Source organism: Parabacteroides hominis (assembly GCF_014287585.1).
Taxonomy (GTDB): domain Bacteria; phylum Bacteroidota; class Bacteroidia; order Bacteroidales; family Tannerellaceae; genus Parabacteroides; species Parabacteroides hominis.
In genome coordinates this window covers 42,703-65,075 of record NZ_JACOOJ010000002.1, presented here as the reverse complement: position 1 = coordinate 65,075, position 22,373 = coordinate 42,703, and the positions used below count along the sequence as shown (strand labels likewise).

Genomic DNA, 22,373 nt, shown 5'->3' with positions numbered 1-22,373 from the left:
TGATGATGGAAAAATGGGTATTGATTACCGGTGGAACGAAGGGAATAGGTAAAGCGGTTGCCGAATGTTTGGCAAAAGCCGGCTACAGTCTGGTCTTGACTTATGCCTCGGATAAAGAGGGAGCCCTTCGGGTGGCAGACGGTTTGCTGCAACAATACAAAGTGGAGGCTTGTACGCTTCAGGCCGATATTTCTGACCGGAAATCAATTGAAAAGATAGAATCGTTTCTAACGGAACGCTCTATGCGCTTGGATGCGGTAATCTTTAATGCCGGCCTGACCTGTCGTGATCCGTTTGAGGAACTGGATATGGCGGAATGGGAACGGGTGTTTTTTGCCAATGTGCATTTTCCTGTTTTCTTGTTGCAACGTATTGTCGCTTTGATTAATAAAGGGGGAAGCATTGTCTTTACCGGTTCCCTGATGGGAATACAGCCCCATTCGGTTTCGCTGGCGTACGGTGTGACGAAGAGTGCCGTGCATGCATTGGTGAAGAATATGGTGAAGTTCCTGGTTCCGTACGAGTTGCGTGTGAATGCCGTGGCTCCCGGTTTTGTGGATACCGAATGGCAGAAAACGAAACCTGCCGAAATACGCCGTAATATAGAGAACAAGGTTTCATTAGGGCGTTTCTGTGATCCGGGGGAACTGGCAGAGGTTTATAAAATGTTAGTAGAAAATAGTTATTTTAATGGCGAAGTGATCGTCGTCGATGGCGGTTATTCGTATAAATAGAAGATAAATGAGCGACTTGGATAAAGAATACGAGGCTTCGTTGAAGTCGATAGAAACAGAAAATAAGATTGACCGGATTTTTTATCGTCCTATCGGCTTTCGTATCGCCCGTATGTTAAAGGGTACAGGTATTACGCCTAATATGGTGACTGTTGTATCTATTTTTGTAGGGGCGGCAGTCGGTTTCTTTTTTTATCATGATGATCTGATTTACAATGTTTGCGGTATCCTGTTGCTGGTGTTTGCCAATATTCTGGACTGCGTGGACGGGCAGTTGGCCCGCCTGACGGGGATCAAATCGGCGATCGGTCGTATTTTGGATGGTTTTGCCGGGGATATCTGGTTTACTTGTATTTATGTCGCTTTCGCCCTTCGTCTGTCTCATGACTACGGAACGGACTGGTTCTTCGCTTTGGCGGTTCTTTCCGGTTTGTCACATTTGGTACAGGCGAATATCACGGACTATTATAAAACGCTTCATTTATATTTCATCAGCAAGGATAAAGGTGCGGAGTTCCAGTCGCTGGAACAGGTACGTGCCCGCCATAAGGAGATGAAGTACGGTATCAATAAATTCTTCTATTTCCTCTATCGTGGCTATACGCTTTTGCAGGTGAAAGCCACTCCGTCCTTGCAGGGGATGCTTCGCAGCCTGCATGCACGGTATGGAGATGATATTCCGGAAGATATCCGTATCCGTTTCCGCAAGCAGAGCAAGGAACTGATGCACATGATAGACTTGTTGACTTTTAACGGACGTACGATCGTGATGTTTATCGTGGTTCTGGTCGGTGAGGTCTGGGTTTATTTCTTGTATGAGATAATCGTTTTGAACATCGTTTTGCTGCTTGCCATGAGGAAGCACGAAAAGATGTGTGCAACATTCTATAAATAAGAATTTATGAAAGAGAGCGTAGTAGACATATACGATTTACAGGAAGCTGCCCCGTTCTTTAAAAGTCGTTTCGGTACTTTTCTGGGGAAAGTGCTGATCAAATGGTTAAGTATCGATAAGGTAAACAAGGCTCATGCCCATAACTGCCATTTGCGGGGAGCGGAGTTTACAACAGCCTTGCTGAACGATCCTTTGATCGATATCAAATATAATCTGCATAACGCGGGGGTGCTGGATCATCTGCCTGAAGGTGCTTTCGCCACTGTCTCGAACCATCCGATCGGATCGATAGACGGGATTATGCTGATCGATATATTCGCTTCACGCCGTCCGGATTTCAAAGTGATGGTAAACGGCGTATTGACCAAAATCAGGGCTATGGGAGATAATTTCGTATCTGTCAAGCCTGATTCCAATAATCAAGGGGCCAACCTGAAGAATATAAACGGGGTTCGTATATCCCTGCAACAACTGAAAGAGGGCCATCCGATGGGCTTTTTCCCTGCCGGGGGAATCTCGATGTATGATAAGAAGACGAAGAAAATACAGGATTTACCCTGGACGCACAGCGTGATTCGTCTGATCCGGAAAGCGAAAGTGCCTGTATATCCTGTTTATTTCGATTTCCTGAATTCCGGCTTTTTCTATTGGCTGGGCCGGATCGACTGGCGTATCCGCACGTTGCGCATACCGGCCGAGGCCTTTAACAAGCGTGGGCGTACGGTCGATGTTTACATCGGCGAGCCTGTTTCTCCAGAAGAAATCCAAAGTATTGCCGACGACAAAGACCTGGCCGAGTTTTTATATCAACGGACGTACGGTGCTAAAAAATAACAAACCTGTATAGAAACCGCCTGCAGATTCGGTTAATTGGATTAAGATTTGTAATTTTGGCAGATAAAACTGAAATAATTACAGATAGTAGAAGAAATATGATAAAGGTTGACGTGCAGCAGATAAAACAGCGTTTTGGAATTATCGGCAATAATGCCGGGCTGAATCGGGCTATCGATGTTGCCCTACAGGTTGCTCCAACAGATTTGTCTGTGCTGATTACCGGTGAAAGTGGTGTCGGTAAAGAAACTTTTCCTCAGATTATACATCAGAATAGCCCGCGTAAACATGGGCAATATATAGCAGTGAACTGTGGTGCCATTCCCGAAGGCACGATCGACTCGGAATTGTTCGGACACGAAAAAGGCTCTTTTACAGGAGCGTTGTCCGATCGTAAAGGTTATTTCGAGGTTGCGGATGGCGGGACGATCTTTCTGGATGAAGTGGGAGAACTACCCACCCCTACGCAGGCACGTTTGTTGCGTGTCTTGGAGACGGGAGAGTTTATCCGTGTCGGTTCATCCAAAGTCCAGAAGACGAATGTCCGTATTGTCGCGGCTACGAATGTCAATCTGATGCAAGCTGTAGCAGAAGGGAAATTCCGTGAAGATTTATTTTACCGTCTGAGTACGGTGCCTATCCAGGTTCCTCCTTTACGCGAGCGTGGTGAGGATATCATCTTGCTTTTCCGGAAATTTGCCAGCGATTGCGCGGAGAAATACCGGATGCCGCCGATCCGTTTGGATGAGGAAGCCCGCCAGTTGATGCTTTCCTACCGTTGGCCGGGGAATGTCCGGGAATTGAAAAACATAACGGAGCGTATTTCTGTTATTGAGGAAAACCGGGATATCACCGCTTCAGTGCTCCGCTTGTATCTACCCGATCTGAATATCGAGAAATATCCGGTCCTTGTCAAGCAGGATTCCGATCAGAAGATATTCAACAGCGAACGGGAGATTCTGTATCAGGTGCTATTCGACATGAAGAAGGATGTCAACGAACTTAAGAAGCTGGTGCACGACATCATGGGAGGCAAGATGCCGATCGAGGTGCCGGAAGAACCGGCAGCTTATCCTCATCCGATTCATACCGTCCATCCGGTTCCTTCCATTCAGGAAGCCGAAGCTGTGGAAGAAGAGGAAAGTTTGTCTCTGGAAGAGGTCGAGAAAGAGATGATTCGCAAAGCGTTGGAGAAACATAACGGTCGCCGTAAGAATGCCGCCGCCGATCTGAAGATATCGGAACGGACGCTTTACAGGAAAATTAAAGAATATAATCTGGAATAAAAGATGTTGAAGAATAATAAGATATGGCTTTTCTGCCTGATCGGGCTGATTGTAACGGCTTGTTCGATCTCCTATAAGTTTAATGGTGCTTCTATCGATTATACGAAGGTCAAGACGATTACGATCAAGGATTTCCCGAACCAGGCTCCGTTAGTCTATCCGCCCCTTTCGCAAAAGTTTACGGAAGCACTGAAGGATATTTATATCCGTCAGACCCGCTTGCAGTTGGTTAATAGCAACGGTGACTTGGACCTGGAAGGTGAAATTACCGGTTACGACCTGACTCCTATGGCTGTAAAAGAAGATGCTTATGCGTCGCAGACCAAGTTGACGATTACGGTGCGGGTTCGTTATTCCAACCGAGTGAATCCGGATGAGGATTTCGAGCAGAGTTTCTCGGCATACCGTGAATTCGATGCGACTCAGATGTTGCAGCAGGTACAAGATGATTTGTCGGCACAAATCATCGATGAACTTGTCGATCAAATTTATAATGCAACGGTTGCTAACTGGTAAAAATGAAAGCTGCTGATCTATATCGACTGATGGAGAACCCGACCCTGTTGACCGAGGAAACACTTCCGCAGTTAAAGCAGATCGTCGATGAATTCCCGTATTTCCAGATTGCCCGGATGCTTTACTTGAAGAACTTGGCGGTCTTGAACGATATACGTTTTAGCGTAGAATTGAAGAAGATGTCGATCTATGTCCCTGACCGCAGGAAGTTGTTCACCCTAATAGAAGGTGAACGGTTCGGTTTGCAGCTCCAGCCTGCAAAAGAGGAAAATCCTGCCCGTGAAGATGCTTTTTCACTGATCGATGCTTTCCTGTCTAATCGCGAGGAGGAAGAACCGAAGGCGGATGCGTCTCTTTTGTTCCAGCCTTCCGTTTCGTCAGACTACATCTATTGGTCACTGACGAATGAAAACGGGCAGACGGAGGAAAAAGAAGAGGAAGTCCGTTTGCAGCACCACGATCTGATCGATTCTTTTATCAAAAACGAAGAACAGCGGATTCCCGGCAGTGGTCTGAACCTGGATATGGAGACAACCGGAGCATCTGCTCCCGGAAACCTGGCAGAGTTGGAGGAAAGCCAGCATAAACCGCTGGATGACTCCTATTTTACGGAAACATTGGCTCATATTTATGTAAAACAGAAGCGATATGAGAAGGCATTGCAAATAATTAAAAACTTAAACTTGAAATATCCAGAAAAAAATGTTTACTTTGCAGACCAAATCAGATTTCTGGAAAAGTTGATTATTAACACTAAAAAATAAAACAAAGATGTACGTATTTATTTCTATCTTAATCCTGATCGCATCTATACTATTGATCTTGATTGTATTGATACAGAACTCTAAAGGTGGAGGTCTGGCTTCAGGGTTCTCTTCTTCCAACCAAATTATGGGGGTACGCAAAACCACAGACTTTCTTGAAAAAGCAACTTGGACCCTTGCCGGTACTGTTGTTGTTTTAAGTATTGTGATTACTGCTTTTATTCCGAGAGCTCAACACACTACTCAGTCTGAAATCAAAGAACAGATAAATAATGCTGTAACAATCGATCCGAATACAGTTGCTCCTGACTTTGGCACAGCCCAGCAGCCTGCAACAGCTCCTGTTTCTTCTGAAGAAGAAGCTCCGGCTAACTAATCGGAAACGGATTTTTGATATAATGGAGAGGTGTCCTGCAACAAGGATACCTCTTTTTTTGTTTTATTTTATAGAATTATCAATAAGTGGATAGATATATTTTATCATGGGGGATACATATTTCTTCGTATCTTTGTCTCAATAGGCAAAATGCCTGTCTTAAATTGTAAATAAATATGGAATTGATTAACTTTGATGGACTGTTAATAGGCATTGCGACCTTTCTGATTATCGGGCTCTTTCATCCGGTCGTAGTAAAAGCAGAATATTATTGGGGTACGAAATGCTGGTGGATCTTCCTCGTTTTAGGAATAGTGGGAACGGTCGCTTCTCTGCTGATTGAAAGTGTTTTTGTTTCGGCTATATGCGGCGTATTCGCTTTCTCCTCTTTCTGGACGATAAAGGAAGTTTTCGAGCAGGAAGAACGTGTACTGAAAGGCTGGTTTCCTAAAAATCCCAAGCGGACTTATCCGGAGCATAAGCCTTAATCGGGCTTTTTATGCTTAATCAGTGTTTGAGCGTTGCCACCATGATAACCGGATTGTCATCCTCTTTCAGATTTTCCAGTATTCTGACCAGTTGGTTTCGCTTTTCAGGGAGGAGAACTTCAGATTGCTTCAGTTCATCTATATCAACCTGTTCCAGCAGATCGAATGCGTTATAGGCGCAGATCCATTGCCGGTCTGTCGTGCTGGTGGGGTAGAAGGGAAGGCCGCCGCACAGGTCGTTGGTAAAGTGGGGGGCGTCGACTTTCCGGTATTTAGTCATAAATCCTTCTATTATTTCTCCTTCCAGTTCGAGCGACAGGATATCACCGCATTGTTTGTCTACACGTAACAGGAAAGCCGACAAGTCTTTTTCCACATCTATATAGAGATAATCTTTTGTCTCCAACAAGTCGAATGCAAAGATATATTTGAAATAGTCGGAGTTTTTCCCTATTTTATAAATGGATTCGGCATCCGGACGTTTGCCGCAATGCATGATGTACCGAGGTTTCAGGGTGTTATTCTTTTCGTTATAGCGATAGATGGTGTCGTTGGCTTCAAACATGAAATTTATATGGTTGAAGTAGCGGTTCTGGACTGGGCTGTCTGTTCCCCAGGCATACCGGATTTTGTCGATAGAATGTCTGCTGTTGTTATTATCGATCTCTTTTTGGTAGCATAGGATATTCGGATCATAAAAGTGTGCCAAGACTTTTCCGTAAATGTCCAGTATACCGATTTGCCAGTTATCTTTGGAACCGTCCTGTAAAGGAAGAAAGCGTCGGATAACGTGTTTGCCGTTAAAATAATTATAGCCACGCTGGTCCCAGTTGAAGGTCCCAAAAAGGGCTTCTCCGGGATGGGCAGGATGGATAGTATTGGTCCATGTCCCATCATATTTATATGTTTTGATTTCGTTCTGGAAACCAAAGGCATTAGCGACATGGACAAGCTGGTTCTTTTCATCTATGCCGAAACCGTCAATAGACATGATATGCATTGGTCCGTCACCCTCCCGGCTTACTATATTTTTGAACTTGCCACTTTTATCAAACCTGAATAGCCGACTATAAGCGACAGAAACATTATTGATAAACAGGTCGTTTTCCCCGATATCCATCTTGCGGATTTTCTGGATGAAGCAACTGTCGTTCGTTTCAAGCGGAATAATATCGATATCCATTGCCGCATCACTTAGCAGCAACTTATCTACTTTGTTCTTGATACCTTCTTCGACATTGATTTCGAACATGATATGTTTGGCTTTTTTAGTTTCTTGGTTGCAAGAGGCTAAAAGAAGTATGCTAAGGATGGGGAGCAGGCATCTATTCATAAGATGTATATTATATTTTCGGCTAATCTTCAAAATCGTATTTCATGTCGTGCCTCATGCCTCAAGCGAAAAATCCGGTGTGGATCACCACGTCGTTCAACTGGAGATCATGTGTGGCAAACTCTTGAATGCGTCTTTGCTGGAATAGCGAGGGTGTGTTTTCTCGCTGTGCATCAGGAGTAAGACGCTGCGGATTTCGTCGCTGTAGGAGAGTAAGGGAAATCTGTGTTCGGTTTAGAAATAATAAACCTTCTGGCACCGGCTATTGAGAAAATATCTGTACATTTGTCGAAAATATTTTATAAACGTAAAAACGAATAAACATGGAAAACACAAACTCTGCTTCAAAAGGGTATCTATTCCCTTTGGTTGTTATTGGCGTACTTTTCTTTATGATTGGCTTCGCCTTAGGTATTAACGGATTGATTATTCCGTTCCTGCGTACTGCATTGGATCTGACTACTGCTGAATCATACTTGGTTTTGGCGGCTACTTTCTCCACCTTTGTTATTTTCGGTTATCCTTGCGGACTTATTATCAAGGCGATCGGGTATAAGAAGACAATGATTCTGTCCTTTCTGTTTTTTGCCATCGGATTGTATTTATTTATCCCATCCGCCGAAAATAAGAGCTTTTCCATGTTCCTGCTGGCTTCTTTCATAAGCGGTATCGGTAATACGATGTTGCAGGCTGCCGTGAATCCTTATATTACGATTCTGGGTCCGTTGGAAAGTGCTGCTACCCGTATGAGTATGATGGGGATCGCCAATAAGGCTGCTTGGGCGATTGCTCCGATTTTCCTGGGCGTATTCCTGAACCTGAGCGATGTGAAGCTGGAAGATATCAAGATGCCGTTCTATTTCATTTCCGGCATTTTTGTCGTTTTGGGAATCCTGGTTGCATTTGTCCCGCTGCCGGAAGTAAAGGCGGAAGGGGAGGATGAAAACGATACGGAGTCGGCTGCTTCCGCTTATGCCTCAAATAAGACAAGTATCTGGCAGTTCCCGCACCTGTTGCTGGGACTGGTGTCGTTGCTCTGCTATGTCGGTGTTGAGACGCTCGCGATGGCAAGTATAGTGGATTACGCCAAATCGATCGGGCTGGCGGACCCGCAGGTCTACACTTCGTATACGGTGATCGGTATGGTTGCCGGGTATTTGGTTGGTGTATTTTTCATTCCGAAATACATTTCGCAGGAGAAAGCGATGTTTATCTGTGCGATCATCGGTGTGGTCAGTTCCTTGTTGGTCGTATTCCTTCCGGTACATGTTTCTATCTGGTTTGTCGCGCTGTTAGGTCTTGCCAATTCTCTGATGTGGCCGGCTTTGTGGCCGTTGGCTATGAAAGATTTGGGAAAATTCACCAAAACCGGTTCTTCCCTGTTGGTCATGGCTATCGTGGGCGGTGCTATCTTCCCGTTGCTGTTCGGCTGGTTGGCCGATGAATTCGGTGATTTGCAGCAGGCCTACTGGATTTGTTTCCCCGCATATCTGATGATTTTCTATTATGCGTTAAGTGGACATAAGATCCGTGTATAACCGGATATTTTAAGATAAAAGAGGAAAGGAACTGTGTTGTTTTTACATAGTTCCTTTTTTTGTCTCCGACAAAATCTTCCGGAGGGGGATATTTGTTAGTTTGCTTTCGATCCAAGCTGTGAAATCGAAGATTTTGAGAAGTTGTTTTTCGTATTTATCCTGCCGGATCCCTGTTATATCTTTTTGGTATTGTGACCACAGTTTCTCCCGGTCTTTTCTATAGATAGGCAAGGGGTGGGCCATCAGGAAGCGGAAAAGTAGTTTTTCGGTGATATACACCTGCTTTTCGTAGCCGATTGTTCGCTTGATGGAGCTTATTTCGTTTGCAAAAAAGTCATAGTTCCCCAGTTCTGACTGGATAATGAGGTTGACGAGGCGGGCTGTTTTGTAGGACGGCAATGTGTGGAAGGATTTGCCGGAACCGAGTATCTTTTTCATACTCTTGCGGGCTTTCGTCGGTTCTCCCAGGCAAAGATAAAGGATGGAAGAATAGAGGGCCAGCTTTAGCTGGGTTTCCGGTCCGGTCATGGCTGCTTTCTTTAATAGAAAGTCGGTGTGGGTTTCTGCAAGATGCACTGCCGCGTCGAATTGTCCGGTGTTGAGCAGTCCTGAAAGTTCGTACAGGTAGTGGCGGGCCTGCACTTCCATGAGGAACTCTGTCGGATAGTTGCCCGTGCCGATTTCTTTCAGTTTGGATAAGAAGAAAGGCATTTCCCGGTATAATCCGGCAACGTGTAGGCTGTTCAGTACCCCCTCTATGGCGCTCAGGTAGTAGATCGGAGGGTTGAGGATCAGGTGTCGGTTCGCTTCGAAAAGCGCGATCAGTTCCTGGTAGAAGCGGATCGCCGATTTATAGTTTCCTGCATTCAGGTAGTAGGTTGCCTGGAACAACAGGTGAAGTTTACGTGCTTCGAATCCCTGGTAGGAATGATTGGCGATCAGATTCAGTTCGCTTAGAACAAGATCGTTCAGGTTATCCTTCTGTTTGTTTGAACGGGCGTACCCTTTATAGGTGATGCGGTGTTTCAGAATATCGTATAGTTGCAGGTGGAGGTTCGTGTTGCGGGCATATTTCATCACGTCGTTGATCTGCATCTGCTTGCTGACCAGTTCTTTCTCACTGATACCTTCGAAACCGAGCGTACTCAGATATTTCAATTCCGTACGGTAGATCAGGAGAAGCAGCGGATCGTTTTCGTATGTGGTAGCCAGCTTCTTTGCTTTTTCCAATTCGGCAAACGCATTGTCGAAAAGTTCCCGTTCGAAAAGGATACCGGCTTTTGTGATATAATTGAAGATAGTCGTTTGTATGTCCTGTTTCTCCCGCAACTGGACAAGGCAATCCAACAGTACCTGATAAAGATGTTTAGCCGCCATCTCAAAGCTTTTTTCATTCACTTCGCTGCAAAACTTCTCGTATATCTGTTCGGCGGAGAAACATTCACAGGCCAAGTCATATAAGACCATATAATGTTTATCCCCGTTTTGCAGGTTGGTATAGAGCCGGATATATCGTTTTTCCGCTTTGGAAAGCGACTGGATCAACAGGATGATCTGGTTGAGCTTTGTGGCCTGTTTCATAAACTTATCTGCTTGTATGTAAGTTATATTACTGTGTATGCTTTTTGCAAAAATAAGATTTGGGTTTATCTTTCCCAAAGAATTATGTGGAAAAAAGAAGCGATATACGTGTTATATTTGTAACGCTTCATTGCAAACGATTCATATTTAATACGAAATAGAACATGGACACAACACAAACATCCAGGCGACAAATCCTGGTGGTCGGTAGCAGCAATACCGATATGGTTATAAAAGCCGCTCATCTGCCTCGTCCGGGTGAAACGATTTTGGGTGGAACATTCTTTATGAATCCCGGAGGAAAAGGGGCGAACCAGGCTGTGGCGATAGCGCGTCTGGGCGGTTCCGTTACTTTTATATGCAAGACCGGAAGCGATATCTTCGGTCATCAGTCACAACAACTTTTCGAGGAGGAGGGAATCAATACCTCTTATGTCTTTTCGGATTCCGGGAACCCTTCCGGCGTGGCCTTGATCACGGTGGACGAAAAAGCGGAAAACTGTATTGTCGTCGCTTCGGGTGCGAATGCCAACCTTCTGCCGTCTGACTTGGCGAAGGCGGAGGAGGCTATCGAGCAGGCCGATCTGATCCTGATGCAGCTGGAGGTCCCGATGGAGACCGTGTGCTTTGTTGCTGATATCGCCTGGCAAAAAGGAAAGAAAGTGATTTTGAATCCGGCTCCGGCACATCCGTTACCGGCCGATCTGCTCCGTCATTTATATTTGATCACGCCGAACGAAACAGAAGCGGAAATGATTACCGGCGTGAAGATAACGGATGAATCGTCGGCAGGTGAAGCCGCCCGTCTCCTTTCGGAAATGGGGGTGCAGCATGTTATTATTACATTGGGATCGAAAGGGGCGCTTATCTATAGCGGCGGAAAGGCCGAGATGGTTCCCGCCCTGAAAGTGGAAGCTGTCGATACGACTGCCGCCGGCGATGTATTCAATGGCGCTCTGACTGTCGCACTATCCGAAGGGCGAAGCCTGAAAGAAGCCGCCCGGTTCGCCTGCAAGGCTTCGGCTATCTCGGTGACACGTGTAGGGGCGCAGTCGTCTGCTCCTTACCGGAACGAAGTGGATATTTTTGTTTAATATAAATCTTATTCTTTATAAATATGAAAAAAGCAATATTACATGTCTTGGGAGGTTTTTTGTTGTTAGGAACTGTCTCCTGTTCGCAACAACCGATCGGACAAAAAACGACGACTCTTCCCGAATCATTTACCATCAGCCGTGAAAAACTGTTGGATAAGATAAAAGGGGGATGGGCAGGACAAACGATCGGTTGTACCTATGGAGGACCGACAGAGTTCAAGTATAACGGGACGATGATACAGGAATATGTCCCGATTCCCTGGAGAGACGGATATATGAGGTGGTGGTATGAAAACTCGCCAGGTTTGTATGACGATGTCTATATGGACCTGACGTTTGTGGACGTCTTCGACCGGTTGGGGCTGGATGCTCCTGTCGATTCGTTTGCCATGGCTTTTGCCAGTGCCGGTTATATGCTCTGGCATGCGAACCAAGCGGCCCGTTATAATATCTTGCAGGGGATCATGCCGCCTGCATCCGGCCATTGGCTGAACAATCCGCATGCAGACGATCTGGACTATCAGATAGAGGCCGATTATTCCGGGCTGATGTCTCCGGGTATGCCTAATTCCGCGTCTGAAATATCCGACAAGATCGGGCATATCATGAATTATGGCGATGGTTGGTATGGTGGTGTATATGTCGGGGCGATGTATTCGCTTGCGTTTATCTCGGATGATATCGGATTTATCGTGACTGAGGCTTTGAAAACGATACCGGAGCAAAGCCGGTATTACCAATGCATGCAGGACGTGATCCGTTGGCATGCCGAGTTTCCGGATGACTGGAAACGTACCTGGTTCGAGTGTGAGAAGAAGTGGAGCGAGGATATCGGTTGCCCGGACGGAGTTTTCGTTCCGTTCAATATCGATGCGGTCATTAATAGCGCTTATATCCTGATCGGATTGTTGTATGGCGATGGAGATTTCTTCAAGACGATGGATATAGCGACCCGTTGCGGCCAGGATTCGGATTGCAACCCGGCTTCGGCTGCCGGTATTTTAGGTACGGTTCTGGGCTATAGCCGGATACCGGAATACTGGATGGGAAATCTCAAAGATGTGGAGGATATGAACTTTGCCTATACGGATATCTCGTTGACCCGGACGTATGAAATGTCTTTTAAACAAGCCTTGCAAATGGTCGAAAGAAATGGCGGAACAGTGGGAGATGAGGACGTGACGATTGCCTGCCAAGCACCTGTCCCGGTCCGTCTGGAAAAAGGCTTCGAAGGATTGTATCCGGTCGGGCGCATCCATGTGAATCGGGAAGTTGCCGATGTCGGCAAGGTCGTGCTTGACGGAACCGGGATCGTATTTAAAGGTCGTGTGCGTGCTGCCGACGAAGAATATGTGGCCCGTGTGGAAATGTATATGGATGGCGAACTTGTCGAAACGGCAAATTTACCGGCTGCATCCAGGACACGCAGGCACGATCTGTTCTGGAAATACCAAATTCCGAAAGGAAAGCATATCTTTACATTCAAATGGTTGAACCCGGTGGCGGGTGCATCCGTTCGTTTTAACGAGGCGTTGGTTTATTCCGACAGTCCTCTTCAAGTTGTTCACCCATAAATTCAATAACATGAAGAAATCGATTCTTTTTACCTGTTTGGCTGCTTTGCTGGCGGCCTGTTCCGGAAAACCGGCTGCTACTGCTCCGGAAGAAGTAATGGTACAACCTGTCAACCTGATATTGGATACGGATCTGGGACCGGATTATGACGATGTCGGTGCGATGGCTCTGATGCACGCGTTGGCAGATAGCGGTCAAGTGAACATTTTAGCGACTGTTTCGTCTAATAAGGACGAACATGTCGTACCCTGCATAGAAGTGCTGAACACCTATTTCAAACGACCGGACATCCCTGTCGGTGCTCCGAAAAGCGAGGGAGGCGCTTCGCTGACCACCTGGCATAAGACGAAATGGACCGAAGAACTTCCGGCCCGCTATCCGCATAAAACGGCAAAAACTTCGGATGCCCCGGATGCCGTGAAAGTCTACCGCCGGATTTTGAGCACGCAGCCGGATAGCAGCGTCGTGGTCTGTACGATCGGTTTTTTCACTAACCTGAAAGACCTTTTGCTTTCCGGTGGTGACGAGTATAGTCCGCTTTCCGGCCGTGATTTAGTCGCAAAGAAGGTGAAACGGCTGGTTTCGATGGCCGGTTTATTCCCCGAAGGGAAGGAATTTAATGTCTATTGCGATACTCCGGCATCCCGCGTGGTGGCGGAGCAATGGCCTACGGAAATCATATTCAGTGGTTTCGAAATCGGGAATGTGATCTTTACCGGCAAGAAGCTGGTGCAGATGGATGTGGAGGACAGCCCGGTAAAAGACGCCTATTCACTTTGTTTTGCCGAAGGCGACCCGGACGGACGGATGAGTTGGGATCTTACGGCTGTGCTGGTGGCTGTCAAAGGATATGAACCCTATTACAATGTTGAACGCGGGACATTCCGTGTCGTGGATGATGAAGGTGCCAATAGCTGGATGCCGGACGGAAAAGGCAGGGATCTTCGCCTGATGGAAAAAGTGCCGGCGGCGGAAATGGCAGCTTTGATTGAAAGTTATATGATGCATCAACCTGTTTCAAAATAAGGAAGTTATGTTTATAGTACAAGATTATTCGTTGGCGATCCTGTTCTGCGTTGTCACAATGCTCTGTTGGGGATCGTGGGGAAATACACAGAAGCTGGCCTCGAAGACCTGGCGGTATGAGTTTTTTTATTGGGATTATGTGATCGGCGTGTTGCTCTTTTCCATTCTTTCCGCTTTTACGTTGGGCAGCTTCGGCTCCGAAGGACAGAGGTTCCTGCCTAATCTGGCGCAAGCCGATATGGGGTCGTTGGGGAGCGCTTTCGTGGGTGGCATTATTTTTAATGCAGCCAATATCTTGTTGTCGGCGGCTATTGCGATTTGCGGCATGTCGGTGGCTTTTCCGGTCGGGATCGGGCTGGCATTGGTATTGGGCGTATTGGTCAACTATTTCGGGGCGGCCAAAGGAGAACCTTTGTACATCTTTATCGGCGTAGCTCTGATCACGGTTGCCATCCTGTTGAATGGGTTGGCTTATAAGAAAGCATTGGTCGGTTCGAAAAAAGTGTCGGGAAAGGGTCTCTTTATTTCGATTGCAGCCGGTGTGATCATGGCTTTCTTCTATCGCTTTGTTGCGGCTTCGATGGATCTGGACAATTTTGCAGAGCCTGCGCCGGGCAAGCTGACACCTTATACCGCTGTGTTTATCTTCTCTTTAGGCGTGTTCATCAGTAATTTCCTGTTCAATACGATTGCCATGAAGCGTCCGGTGGAAGGTGAGCCGGTTTCCATCTCCGGTTATTTCAAGGGGAATGCCAGGACGCACCTGGTGGGTATATTGGGAGGCGTTATCTGGTGTATCGGCCAGTCTTTCAGTATGATTGCTTCGGAAAAAGCCGGGGCCGCCATTTCCTACGGTCTGGGGCAGGGGGCGACGCTTGTATCCGCACTTTGGGGAATTCTGGTATGGCATGAATTCAGGGGAGCTCCGCGTTCTTCGGATTATCTGAATGCCGGAATGTTCGTCCTGTTTGTGATCGGCTTGGGCTTCCTTATTTATGCCGGGGCATAATAATATCCTGTTTTTATCCTTGTGATAAGTTATTTATCGCGAAAAAGCCTTACATTTGTCTTAGTTTCTTGTTTATTGGATATGTACAAAACTAAAAAGCAGGCTTTATGAAAGAGGATAATGATATTTTCAAGAAGTTCCGGGATTCATTTAGTAAGATTGACGGACATTTCCATATATTAGAACAGCGTGTACCCGTAGAACGGCAGATGGAGTATTTTAAATATTCGGAAAAGATCAGGAAAGATCAGGATAAGCCGGATGTATCGAAAATGGATTTTTCGATTTTCGAGGATAGCCTGGACGATCCTGAATCGACTACGGAACATAAGAAGTATGTATTGTCTATGCTCGCTACCTCACGCCAGGTAAAAGCATACCGGATACTGGAAGAATATGCCCAGGCTCCGGATCCTGATGTGGCGGACTGGGCTTATATGGCTTTGATGGAAAGCCGTATCGCTCTGGAATCCGAACTATCGGACGAGAAGCAGATTTATATCTCTACCGGTTTGGGAGGAAGAGGGGAAAAGTTACGCTTTTATGTGCTGATCCTTGCAAATGAGCTGAAACCGTTCTTGGAGTATCAGAAGAAGGTGATCGAACGTGAATTTCCCTATTCCCTGGAAAAAGCGGATTGCGAAATCGAACGGTTGACAATAGGTGAGAAACATATGGAACTGGTTTTCCTGATCCCGGTCCGGATAGATATCAAGCAGACGCTGGACAAGGTGATTAACGAATGTAACCAGTATGGAAACTTTCTTTCGCAGGTCTTCACTATTACGAATGTGAAGGAACTATCGGCCGAGGAAGTGGAAGAGATTATAAAAAAGAATGGAGGAAACAGTCAAGCAAGCCATTAAATATGGTATAGTGGGAGTGAGTAATACGGTGATAACCGCCGTCGTCATCTGGATCATGATGAAGTTGTTCGGATGTTCGGATGTCGTTTCGAATGTGGTCGGTTATGTAGCAGGCGTATTGAATAGTTTTATATGGAATAAGCAATGGACATTCCGAAGTTCGGCTGGATGGATCGGCAGTGCCGTCCGTTTCGGTGTCGTGTTCGGAGTGTGTTATCTGTTGCAATTGGGGCTTTTAGTGTATGTCCTGAATCCATACCTGTCGATCGACCCATATTATAACCAATTGATAGCAATGGCTTTTTACACGGTGATTAATTTTATCATGAATAAGTTTTATACGTTTAAAGCTTAAATGCAGATGAAGAAACTTGCGGTCATAGTCCCTTGTTATAACGAGGAGTTGGTCATTGCCGAATCATACCGGCGTACACGGGAGGCGTTGCATAAGCTCCCTGTTTTGACGGAAATTATCTATATCAACGACGGTAGCCGGGACCGGACGCGTCTGATGCTGGACGAGATCGCGGCTTCCGATCCGCAGGTGAAGGTGATCCATTTCTCCCGTAACTTCGGACATCAGCCGGCTGTCACGGCAGGTATCAATAATTGCGATGCCGACTTGGCTGTCATCCTGGATGCAGATATGCAAGACCCTCCCGAACTTATCCCTTCCATTCTTGAATTGCAGGAAAAAGAGCAGGCGAACGTGGTTTATTGCGTCCGCAAGTCCCGCGAAGGGGAAGGGCTTTTCAAGAAAGTGACGGCGAAGGCTTTTTATCGTATGCTGAACTATATGAGTGATGTGAATTTCCCGTTAGATACAGGCGATTTCCGTATGATAGACCGCAAGGTGATGGACCAGTTCGACCGTTTTCAGGAGCGCGGAAAATATATTCGCGGACTGATCAGCTGGGTAGGCTTCAAGCAGGTTCCTTTCTATTATGAACGGGAGGCACGCATCGCCGGGGAAACGAAATACCCGTTCAGCAAGATGTGGAAGTTTGCCACCACCGCCATGCTTTATTTCTCCAAGAAGCCGTTGCGCCTGGCGACGAGCTTGGGCTTTATAGCCGTATTGGTCGGTATCATATTGGCCGTCTGGTTTACCTTAGGCAAGATATACGGCTTCAGCAATGCTGAAACAGGTTGGACTTCCATCATGACCTCCGTTATTTTCTTTGGCGGCGTCCAATTGCTGACGGTCGGTGTGTTAGGGCAATATGTCGGCATCTTGTTTGACGAGATCAAAGCACGTCCGGAATATATTATCGACGAGAAGAAGAATTTCTAATCTGAATCTGGCTATTCGTGAATAAATACCCCATCGATCCAGATCGTAGCCTTTTGTCCTTTGAATTTGAGCAGGACATAATTCGGATCAGCCGGTCCTAACGGGAAGTGGGCGATAAACCATTCCTGCCAGAGTTCCTTTTTTATTTCAGCATCGGTAATTACCTCTACCTCTCCGGTTAATGCCACGCTATTGCCATTTTCGCTATAGCATAAGCCCGCTTTGGGATTCAGACGGAAATCTTTCGTTTTCAGAGAGTCGTTGCCGGTTGCCATCCAGACCACGGAATATCCTTCCGATTTGATTTTGCTCATGGGGACAGGGCGGGGATACCCTTCTTCGTTGACGGAAGTAATAACCACAACCTCGCAATGTTGCAATAACTGTTCTGCTTTTTCTTTCATAAGTTTCATATTTCAATGTTTTATTAGTTACGTGCAAATGTAGGGGTGGAACTGCCCTGCTCTATTGTAAAAAAACGACTTTTTCATTCCAGGTAAGTCAGCAAGACATCTTCGGGGATAGGGATCGAGAGGAAAGAAGCCGGTGTATTGCCGGATAACTGCCGGATTTCCTTATTGAAGTGGGAGAGGTCGTAATAGCCCGCTTCAACGGCAATCGTAAGCAGGTTGTCCGGTACGCAATTTTTCAGCAGGTCGATGGTGTTTCTGAATTTCATGATCCGGCTGTATTCTTTTGGAGTATAGCCGGTATATGCTTTGAATTTGCGTTCGAAATGACGTTGGCAAATGCAGATTTCATCCATCAATTGCAGGATCGGGAGACGCCCTTTCGAGCGATTGATCTGCTGCACGGCGAACGGGATCTGAGGATCAATCTCATAGTTGTCTTTCAGGCGGTGGATAAGGAACCGTTCGATCAGGCAAATCTGCTGCTGCAAAGTCTGTGCTTCACATAATGATTCGGCAAACGAGTCCGTAAAGAGAAGCGTCAGGTCGTTGCTGCTTATCCTCTGGTTCGTAAATTCAGAGAGAGGCGGTTTGCAGAAAGCGGTTAACCCGCAAGGATGGAAACGGACTCCCAGCATGTGAACGCTCGGCGTGTTCGTGACCAACTCCGAGAAAGTAGTCATCGGACCGACGAAGAAGCAACGATAGGGTTGCATGACCGGCTGGTTCGTGCCGACACATTGTGCAGTGTCTCCAATGGAAAAGATAAAGTCGCAGCAACCGTCCGGCAATATTTTGAAGTACGTGCCGAGTTCGGTTTTCCCTTTGAATACCCAATATTTATCAATGTAGGCCGACAATAGTCCGCAAGGTTGATATTCCGTGTACATATTTTTCTTGTTTTAGCGCGTGGCGAACGGGTGGATTACCGAACAAATCTGAGTTACCAGCCTGCGGATATTTTCTCCTGCAAACTCCGGTTCCATCGCTTTCTCCATCGCGACAGGGCCTGGTGTGATCGAGAATACCCCCTGAAAGCCAGCCTGGTTCATCCGATCCGTATCTTCTATGCTTCCAGCAAGTACGATGACGGGGACGTTCTGTTTCCGGGCCTCTTCCAGGATACCGAAAGGCACTTTTCCCATCGCTGTCTGCCGGTCGGCTCGTCCTTCACCGGTAAAGATCAGGTCGGCTCCCTTTATTTTCTCACCAAAGTCCAGCGTGTCGAGTACCAGACGAATGCCTGGTTTTAACTCGGCATTCAGGAACGCGAGGAAGCCGCCACCCATTCCTCCGGCTGCCCCGGCTCCGGGGACATCCGAAATGTCTTTGCCTGTAGCCGACCGGATAACCTGTGAAAGAGCCTGCATACCGGCATCCAGCTCTTTGACCATCCCGGTATCGGCCCCCTTTTGCGGAGCGAAGACATAAGCTGCTCCATCGGGTCCGCAGAAAGGATTATGTACATCGCAGGCGATCGTGAAACAGGCTTCCTTTAAAGCCGGATGCACGGCAGATGTGTCGATGGAGGTTACCTGCGATAGGATCCTGCCGCCTGTCCCCAACAGATCCCCCCGCTTGTTTAGGAAGCGGAACCCTAAGGCTTGCAGCATCCCTAACCCGGCATCATTGGTGGCGCTGCCTCCGATACCTACTATAAAACGGCGGCAACCCTGTTCGAGGGCATCGAGAATCAGTTCACCCGTCCCATAAGTTGTCGCCAACATCGGATTCCTTTTTTCTTCGGGAACCAGGGGCAAGCCGTTGACGGTCGCCATCTCGACCAGAGCTGTTTGCCCGTCGCCCGAAATACCGTACCGGCCCTGCATGGGTTCCATCAGGGGGCCGTGTGCCGGCAGGGTCCGGTATTTCCCCTTTGTCGCGGAGATAAGTATGTCCAACATACCTTCGCCTCCGTCGGCGATCGGAAACAGCAGGGTTTCGCAATCTGGAAAGATGGCTTTGATACCTTTCATTACCGCAATCCCTGCCTCTTCTGAGGTCAGGCAGCCTTTAAAAGAGTCGATGGCTATTATTACTTTATTCATTTATCCGTCTTATGTCGCTTTAGATAATTTGTGAGTTCAAATGTATCTAAAGTTTACGAGATATGACGGATTCCCGGCTGTACTTTTTAGATGCCTGTCGCTTCCCGAAAAGGTCGGCATCGGTTGCCGGATAGATGCCTACCTTTTTGCTGCTACCCTATAGGCTTTTCCCGGACAGGCTAAAGGCTGTATTTTTTAGCCTATAACCTATATTTTATGGGACAGGAACCAATCAGATCCCTTATATGACAAAACTAAAAAACAGGGTTCACAGCGGTAAAAGGCTAATGGCCAGCGATTTGTTGTGAAGGCTGTGAAGGCTGTGAAACCGGTTTACGATCAGCCAATCCTATCGGTCAATCCCGCCTTTTTCTATCTTGCATTCACAGGGTTCACAGCAACATGCTGATCTATAGAGTCTCCCGGACAGTGTGAACCCTAATTAAATAAAACAACCAAGGGGGATTTAGAGGATAATCTAAGAAATGGTGAAACATGAGTCTGTGGTCATATTCAAATATTATCCGTATCTTTGTCGCGTTAAAGATTTATCAGTATGAAAACAAAAAAGAAAGATTCGTTTATGGATTACATCAAAGCGAACCGAAGAGGAAGTAGGGAAGCGGAGATTGAGAACCACGGCCATCCGGTCAGTTTTAGCCGGGTGCATGTATCGAAAAAGGTGTATAACCGTAAAAAAGATAAGGCAGATGCCCAGAGGCATCTGCCTTATTCGATTATTATAGTTTGCTTCAATTAGTGTTGGTGATTATGTACCGGATATTTTTCCTTAAACCACTCGACCAGTTTTCCGTCTTTGAAACTTAATAAGTAATATCCTTCCGTGTTCTCAGTCATGGAAGCAGTCTTGTAACTGATGGTTTCGATCGAACCTTCGGAGGTCATACGGGCGCCCGCCGATTCGAAATCTTTTCCCAATATGGAGATCACTTTCTTTTTGGTCATGCCTAATTCGATGTCTTTCATCTTGCCATCCATTTGATAGGGCTGCATAAGCGTTCCGCAGCTTGTCAGCAGGAATATGGCCAGTAGCGCATACATCCATTTCATCTTCTTCATATATCATTATTTTTATAGTTAGTAAACACGCAGCTAAGATAATATTATTTTGTGCATGAAAGAGAGGAGAGGGCATAAAAAAAGAGGAAAACCTTTCGATTTTCCTCTTTTAGAGAGCGGAAGACGGGGCTCAAACCCGCGACCCTCAGCTTGGAAGGCTAATGCTCTATCAACTGAGCTACTTCCGCAAATTAAAGAAAGTGGGCAGTGATGGATTCGAACCACCGAAGTCGAAAGACAGCTGAGTTACAGTCAGCCCCATTTGGCCACTCTGGTAACTGCCCCCGTTATTTTTAATTGCAGTGCAAAGGTACGATTATTTTTGAAACTTGCAAGCGTTTAGGCAGAAAAATTTACCATTTTAAGAGCGGTTACTGCCGCTTCATCGCCTTTGTTTCCGTACTTACCGCCTGCGCGGTCTTCGGACTGCTGCATGGTGTCTGTTGTTAACAGGCCGAAAATGAACGGGATATCGTACATCAGGTTCAATTCCGTAACACCTTGCGTAACGCCGGAACATACGTAATCAAAGTGGGGAGTGTCGCCTCTCACGACGCAACCCAAAACGATAACAGCGTCCACATCTTTTGTTTCGGCCATTCTTTTTGCGCCAAAAGTCAGTTCGAAACTACCCGGCACTCGTTTCACGTATATGTTTTCGGCTTTGACGCCATGCTTTTCCAACGTGTTGCAAGCACCTTCCAGTAGTTTTTCGGTGATATGCTTGTTCCATTCCGCTACGACGATCCCGACAGTCATCTCCGATCCGTCAGGAACGCTGTTGAAGTCGTATTCCGATAAATTTTGATAAGCTGTTGCCATATTCTTGTTCTTAAAGGAAGAGGATGCCTTGTTTGACGAGACATCCTCTTATATGAATTATAATATTTATATACGTATTATTTGTTCAAAGCGGAAGCGCGCGTGATATATTTGTCGATATCGGAAGCTTCCATCGAATTGAAATATTTTTCTTTGATAGTGGTGTATGCTTTAACTGCATCGCCATACTGTTTCAGGCTTTCGTAAGCGATACCGGCTTTCTTCAGGTAAGTCGGGCTGATCACTTCGTTGCTTGCCTGCTTGGCTGCTTTTTCGAAATAGCTGATGCCTTCTTTTACATTGCCCATGTTTACATAGCAGTCACCGATCAGGCCCGTGACGGCCGGAGAGATCATATCGTCGCTACCGCTGAAAGATTTCAACAGATCCAATGCTTTTTCGTTTTCGCCCATCTTGAAATAGCAAATGCCGGCGTAAGCTTTTGCCAGGTTACCGGCTGCCGTGCTTCCGTATTGGTCGATGATCGCTTCGAATCCTTCATAATCCGCGCCGTTTCCGTTCAATGCGAGGTTAAACGAATCTTTAGCAAAATATTGTTCGCCTTTGAACATAGCTGCGGCGGCTTTTTTCTCCTGCGGAACCAAATATCCGTGCTTGATGCCCAAAACAGCTCCAACAACGAGAGCGAGTGCTATAATACCGTAAATAATTTTCTTTGAATTGTTTTCAATGAACTGTTCCGATCTCGAAACAATTTCTTCGACCTCTAACTCCTTGTTGGTGTCTTTTTCCTTAGTAGCCATAATGTTTTATAGTTGTTATTATTTTATCACTGTTTTA

The 22,373-nt window shown here is 46.4% G+C and carries 25 protein-coding genes and 2 tRNA genes; 17 read left to right on the top strand and 10 right to left on the bottom strand.

Features of this window, described 5'->3' with window-relative positions; translation table 11 throughout:
• Positions 1–5: 5 nt before the first annotated feature.
• The 8 genes from H8S65_RS01730 (at position 6) to H8S65_RS01695 (ending at position 5,893) form a co-directional block, all read left to right on the top strand.
• On the top strand, positions 6–734 hold the full coding sequence (locus H8S65_RS01730) for an SDR family NAD(P)-dependent oxidoreductase (protein WP_186928358.1): 729 nt from the start codon (positions 6–8) through the stop codon (positions 732–734).
• Positions 735–741: 7 nt separating this feature from the next.
• The gene (locus H8S65_RS01725; RefSeq protein ID WP_186928240.1) at positions 742–1,629 is read left to right on the top strand and encodes a CDP-alcohol phosphatidyltransferase family protein; all 888 of its coding nucleotides are present in this window, start codon (positions 742–744) and stop codon (positions 1,627–1,629) included.
• 6 nt (positions 1,630–1,635) lie between these two features.
• Positions 1,636–2,463 carry a lysophospholipid acyltransferase family protein gene (locus H8S65_RS01720; RefSeq protein ID WP_186928239.1) on the top strand — a complete coding sequence of 276 codons (828 nt, stop codon included), beginning with the start codon at positions 1,636–1,638 and terminating at the stop codon, positions 2,461–2,463.
• 98 nt (positions 2,464–2,561) lie between these two features.
• A complete protein-coding gene (locus H8S65_RS01715) occupies positions 2,562–3,749 on the top strand; it encodes a sigma-54 interaction domain-containing protein (protein WP_186928238.1) in 1,188 nt (395 codons plus the stop codon).
• Between the two features lie 3 nt (positions 3,750–3,752).
• Entirely contained in the window at positions 3,753–4,265 is a 513-nt protein-coding gene (locus tag H8S65_RS01710) for an LptE family protein (protein ID WP_186928237.1), read from the top strand.
• A 2-nt stretch (positions 4,266–4,267) separates the two neighbouring features.
• The gene (locus H8S65_RS01705; RefSeq protein WP_186928236.1) at positions 4,268–5,029 is read left to right on the top strand and encodes a DUF8458 domain-containing protein; all 762 of its coding nucleotides are present in this window, start codon (positions 4,268–4,270) and stop codon (positions 5,027–5,029) included.
• A 7-nt stretch (positions 5,030–5,036) separates the two neighbouring features.
• Complete coding sequence (gene secG / locus H8S65_RS01700; RefSeq protein WP_186928235.1) at positions 5,037–5,405, top strand: preprotein translocase subunit SecG; 369 nt, start codon at positions 5,037–5,039, stop codon at positions 5,403–5,405.
• A gap of 176 nt (positions 5,406–5,581) precedes the next feature.
• Positions 5,582–5,893: a DUF4491 family protein gene (locus H8S65_RS01695; RefSeq protein WP_186928234.1), complete on the top strand. Its 312-nt coding sequence runs from the start codon at positions 5,582–5,584 to the stop codon at positions 5,891–5,893.
• A gap of 19 nt (positions 5,894–5,912) precedes the next feature.
• Here the strand turns inward: H8S65_RS01695 and H8S65_RS01690 are convergent, their stop codons facing one another.
• Positions 5,913–7,145, bottom strand: a complete 1,233-nt coding sequence (locus H8S65_RS01690) for a DUF4934 domain-containing protein (protein ID WP_222616224.1) — start codon at positions 7,143–7,145, stop codon at positions 5,913–5,915.
• Positions 7,146–7,549: 404 nt separating this feature from the next.
• On the opposite strand from H8S65_RS01690, the gene gluP reads away from it, so the two are divergent.
• The gene (gluP, locus tag H8S65_RS01685; RefSeq protein ID WP_186928232.1) at positions 7,550–8,764 is read left to right on the top strand and encodes a glucose/galactose MFS transporter; all 1,215 of its coding nucleotides are present in this window, start codon (positions 7,550–7,552) and stop codon (positions 8,762–8,764) included.
• 42 nt (positions 8,765–8,806) lie between these two features.
• Here the strand turns inward: gluP and H8S65_RS01680 are convergent, their stop codons facing one another.
• Positions 8,807–10,345 carry a BT2802 family ribose utilization protein gene (locus H8S65_RS01680; protein WP_186928231.1) on the bottom strand — a complete coding sequence of 513 codons (1,539 nt, stop codon included), beginning with the start codon at positions 10,343–10,345 and terminating at the stop codon, positions 8,807–8,809.
• A gap of 164 nt (positions 10,346–10,509) precedes the next feature.
• On the opposite strand from H8S65_RS01680, the gene rbsK reads away from it, so the two are divergent.
• The 7 genes from rbsK to H8S65_RS01645 all read left to right on the top strand — a co-directional run bounded on the left by rbsK (position 10,510) and on the right by H8S65_RS01645 (position 17,212).
• Positions 10,510–11,439, top strand: coding sequence for a ribokinase (gene rbsK, locus H8S65_RS01675; RefSeq protein WP_186928230.1), 930 nt, complete (start codon positions 10,510–10,512; stop codon positions 11,437–11,439).
• A gap of 23 nt (positions 11,440–11,462) precedes the next feature.
• Entirely contained in the window at positions 11,463–13,016 is a 1,554-nt protein-coding gene (locus H8S65_RS01670; RefSeq protein ID WP_186928229.1) for an ADP-ribosylglycohydrolase family protein, read from the top strand.
• 10 nt (positions 13,017–13,026) lie between these two features.
• On the top strand, positions 13,027–14,043 hold the full coding sequence (locus H8S65_RS01665) for a nucleoside hydrolase (RefSeq protein WP_186928228.1): 1,017 nt from the start codon (positions 13,027–13,029) through the stop codon (positions 14,041–14,043).
• 7 nt (positions 14,044–14,050) lie between these two features.
• Positions 14,051–15,052 carry a GRP family sugar transporter gene (locus H8S65_RS01660; RefSeq protein WP_186928227.1) on the top strand — a complete coding sequence of 334 codons (1,002 nt, stop codon included), beginning with the start codon at positions 14,051–14,053 and terminating at the stop codon, positions 15,050–15,052.
• Positions 15,053–15,159: 107 nt separating this feature from the next.
• Positions 15,160–15,918, top strand: coding sequence for a hypothetical protein (locus H8S65_RS01655; protein ID WP_186928226.1), 759 nt, complete (start codon positions 15,160–15,162; stop codon positions 15,916–15,918).
• Positions 15,890–16,273, top strand: a complete 384-nt coding sequence (locus H8S65_RS01650; protein ID WP_186928225.1) for a GtrA family protein — start codon at positions 15,890–15,892, stop codon at positions 16,271–16,273. The genes H8S65_RS01655 and H8S65_RS01650 overlap by 29 nt, the downstream gene beginning before the upstream one ends.
• Positions 16,274–16,279: 6 nt before the next feature.
• The gene (locus H8S65_RS01645) at positions 16,280–17,212 is read left to right on the top strand and encodes a glycosyltransferase family 2 protein (RefSeq protein WP_186928224.1); all 933 of its coding nucleotides are present in this window, start codon (positions 16,280–16,282) and stop codon (positions 17,210–17,212) included.
• An 11-nt stretch (positions 17,213–17,223) separates the two neighbouring features.
• Here H8S65_RS01645 and H8S65_RS01640 read toward each other — a convergent pair whose 3' ends face one another.
• The 3 genes from H8S65_RS01640 to H8S65_RS01630 form a co-directional block, all read right to left on the bottom strand.
• Positions 17,224–17,625 (bottom strand): pyridoxamine 5'-phosphate oxidase family protein, encoded by a 402-nt coding sequence (locus tag H8S65_RS01640; RefSeq protein WP_186928223.1) that lies wholly within the window; start codon positions 17,623–17,625, stop codon positions 17,224–17,226.
• 74 nt (positions 17,626–17,699) lie between these two features.
• A complete protein-coding gene (locus tag H8S65_RS01635; protein WP_186928222.1) occupies positions 17,700–18,512 on the bottom strand; it encodes a helix-turn-helix domain-containing protein in 813 nt (270 codons plus the stop codon).
• A 12-nt stretch (positions 18,513–18,524) separates the two neighbouring features.
• Positions 18,525–19,670, bottom strand: coding sequence for a glycerate kinase family protein (locus tag H8S65_RS01630; protein WP_186928221.1), 1,146 nt, complete (start codon positions 19,668–19,670; stop codon positions 18,525–18,527).
• A gap of 556 nt (positions 19,671–20,226) precedes the next feature.
• Here H8S65_RS01630 and H8S65_RS01625 point away from each other — a divergent pair.
• The gene (locus H8S65_RS01625) at positions 20,227–20,430 is read left to right on the top strand and encodes a hypothetical protein (protein WP_186928220.1); all 204 of its coding nucleotides are present in this window, start codon (positions 20,227–20,229) and stop codon (positions 20,428–20,430) included.
• On the opposite strand, the gene H8S65_RS01620 is transcribed toward H8S65_RS01625, so the two are convergent.
• The 5 genes from H8S65_RS01620 to H8S65_RS01600 form a co-directional block, all read right to left on the bottom strand.
• Positions 20,427–20,750 (bottom strand): hypothetical protein, encoded by a 324-nt coding sequence (locus H8S65_RS01620; protein ID WP_186928219.1) that lies wholly within the window; start codon positions 20,748–20,750, stop codon positions 20,427–20,429. The two genes, H8S65_RS01625 and H8S65_RS01620, sit on opposite strands and share 4 nt — an antisense overlap.
• 115 nt (positions 20,751–20,865) lie before the next feature.
• Positions 20,866–20,938 (bottom strand) — tRNA-Gly (locus H8S65_RS01615).
• Between the two features lie 13 nt (positions 20,939–20,951).
• A tRNA-Tyr gene (locus tag H8S65_RS01610) sits at positions 20,952–21,034 on the bottom strand.
• A 55-nt stretch (positions 21,035–21,089) separates the two neighbouring features.
• The gene (gene ribH / locus H8S65_RS01605; protein ID WP_186928218.1) at positions 21,090–21,572 is read right to left on the bottom strand and encodes a 6,7-dimethyl-8-ribityllumazine synthase; all 483 of its coding nucleotides are present in this window, start codon (positions 21,570–21,572) and stop codon (positions 21,090–21,092) included.
• Between the two features lie 77 nt (positions 21,573–21,649).
• Complete coding sequence (locus H8S65_RS01600; protein WP_186928217.1) at positions 21,650–22,336, bottom strand: tetratricopeptide repeat protein; 687 nt, start codon at positions 22,334–22,336, stop codon at positions 21,650–21,652.
• Positions 22,337–22,373 lie beyond the last annotated feature (37 nt).

Bases quoted from the DNA above. Each gene is read 5' to 3' on its own strand.
- H8S65_RS01725 (WP_186928240.1), top strand. From the start codon at position 742: ATGAGCGACTTGGATAAAGAATACGAGGCTTCGTTGAAGTCGATAGAA.
- H8S65_RS01680 (WP_186928231.1), bottom strand. From the start codon at position 10,345: ATGAAACAGGCCACAAAGCTCAACCAGATCATCCTGTTGATCCAGTCG.
- H8S65_RS01720 (WP_186928239.1), top strand. From the start codon at position 1,636: ATGAAAGAGAGCGTAGTAGACATATACGATTTACAGGAAGCTGCCCCG.
- H8S65_RS01630 (WP_186928221.1), bottom strand. From the start codon at position 19,670: ATGAATAAAGTAATAATAGCCATCGACTCTTTTAAAGGCTGCCTGACC.
- gluP (WP_186928232.1), top strand. From the start codon at position 7,550: ATGGAAAACACAAACTCTGCTTCAAAAGGGTATCTATTCCCTTTGGTT.
- H8S65_RS01625 (WP_186928220.1), top strand. From the start codon at position 20,227: ATGAAAACAAAAAAGAAAGATTCGTTTATGGATTACATCAAAGCGAAC.
- H8S65_RS01730 (WP_186928358.1), top strand. From the start codon at position 6: ATGGAAAAATGGGTATTGATTACCGGTGGAACGAAGGGAATAGGTAAA.
- ribH (WP_186928218.1), bottom strand. From the start codon at position 21,572: ATGGCAACAGCTTATCAAAATTTATCGGAATACGACTTCAACAGCGTT.
- H8S65_RS01600 (WP_186928217.1), bottom strand. From the start codon at position 22,336: ATGGCTACTAAGGAAAAAGACACCAACAAGGAGTTAGAGGTCGAAGAA.
- H8S65_RS01650 (WP_186928225.1), top strand. From the start codon at position 15,890: ATGGAGGAAACAGTCAAGCAAGCCATTAAATATGGTATAGTGGGAGTG.
- H8S65_RS01660 (WP_186928227.1), top strand. From the start codon at position 14,051: ATGTTTATAGTACAAGATTATTCGTTGGCGATCCTGTTCTGCGTTGTC.
- secG (WP_186928235.1), top strand. From the start codon at position 5,037: ATGTACGTATTTATTTCTATCTTAATCCTGATCGCATCTATACTATTG.
- H8S65_RS01620 (WP_186928219.1), bottom strand. From the start codon at position 20,750: ATGAAGAAGATGAAATGGATGTATGCGCTACTGGCCATATTCCTGCTG.
- H8S65_RS01645 (WP_186928224.1), top strand. From the start codon at position 16,280: ATGAAGAAACTTGCGGTCATAGTCCCTTGTTATAACGAGGAGTTGGTC.
- H8S65_RS01655 (WP_186928226.1), top strand. From the start codon at position 15,160: ATGAAAGAGGATAATGATATTTTCAAGAAGTTCCGGGATTCATTTAGT.
- H8S65_RS01715 (WP_186928238.1), top strand. From the start codon at position 2,562: ATGATAAAGGTTGACGTGCAGCAGATAAAACAGCGTTTTGGAATTATC.
- H8S65_RS01635 (WP_186928222.1), bottom strand. From the start codon at position 18,512: ATGTACACGGAATATCAACCTTGCGGACTATTGTCGGCCTACATTGAT.
- H8S65_RS01665 (WP_186928228.1), top strand. From the start codon at position 13,027: ATGAAGAAATCGATTCTTTTTACCTGTTTGGCTGCTTTGCTGGCGGCC.
- H8S65_RS01690 (WP_222616224.1), bottom strand. From the start codon at position 7,145: ATGTTCGAAATCAATGTCGAAGAAGGTATCAAGAACAAAGTAGATAAG.
- H8S65_RS01695 (WP_186928234.1), top strand. From the start codon at position 5,582: ATGGAATTGATTAACTTTGATGGACTGTTAATAGGCATTGCGACCTTT.
- rbsK (WP_186928230.1), top strand. From the start codon at position 10,510: ATGGACACAACACAAACATCCAGGCGACAAATCCTGGTGGTCGGTAGC.
- H8S65_RS01670 (WP_186928229.1), top strand. From the start codon at position 11,463: ATGAAAAAAGCAATATTACATGTCTTGGGAGGTTTTTTGTTGTTAGGA.
- H8S65_RS01710 (WP_186928237.1), top strand. From the start codon at position 3,753: ATGTTGAAGAATAATAAGATATGGCTTTTCTGCCTGATCGGGCTGATT.
- H8S65_RS01705 (WP_186928236.1), top strand. From the start codon at position 4,268: ATGAAAGCTGCTGATCTATATCGACTGATGGAGAACCCGACCCTGTTG.
- H8S65_RS01640 (WP_186928223.1), bottom strand. From the start codon at position 17,625: ATGAAACTTATGAAAGAAAAAGCAGAACAGTTATTGCAACATTGCGAG.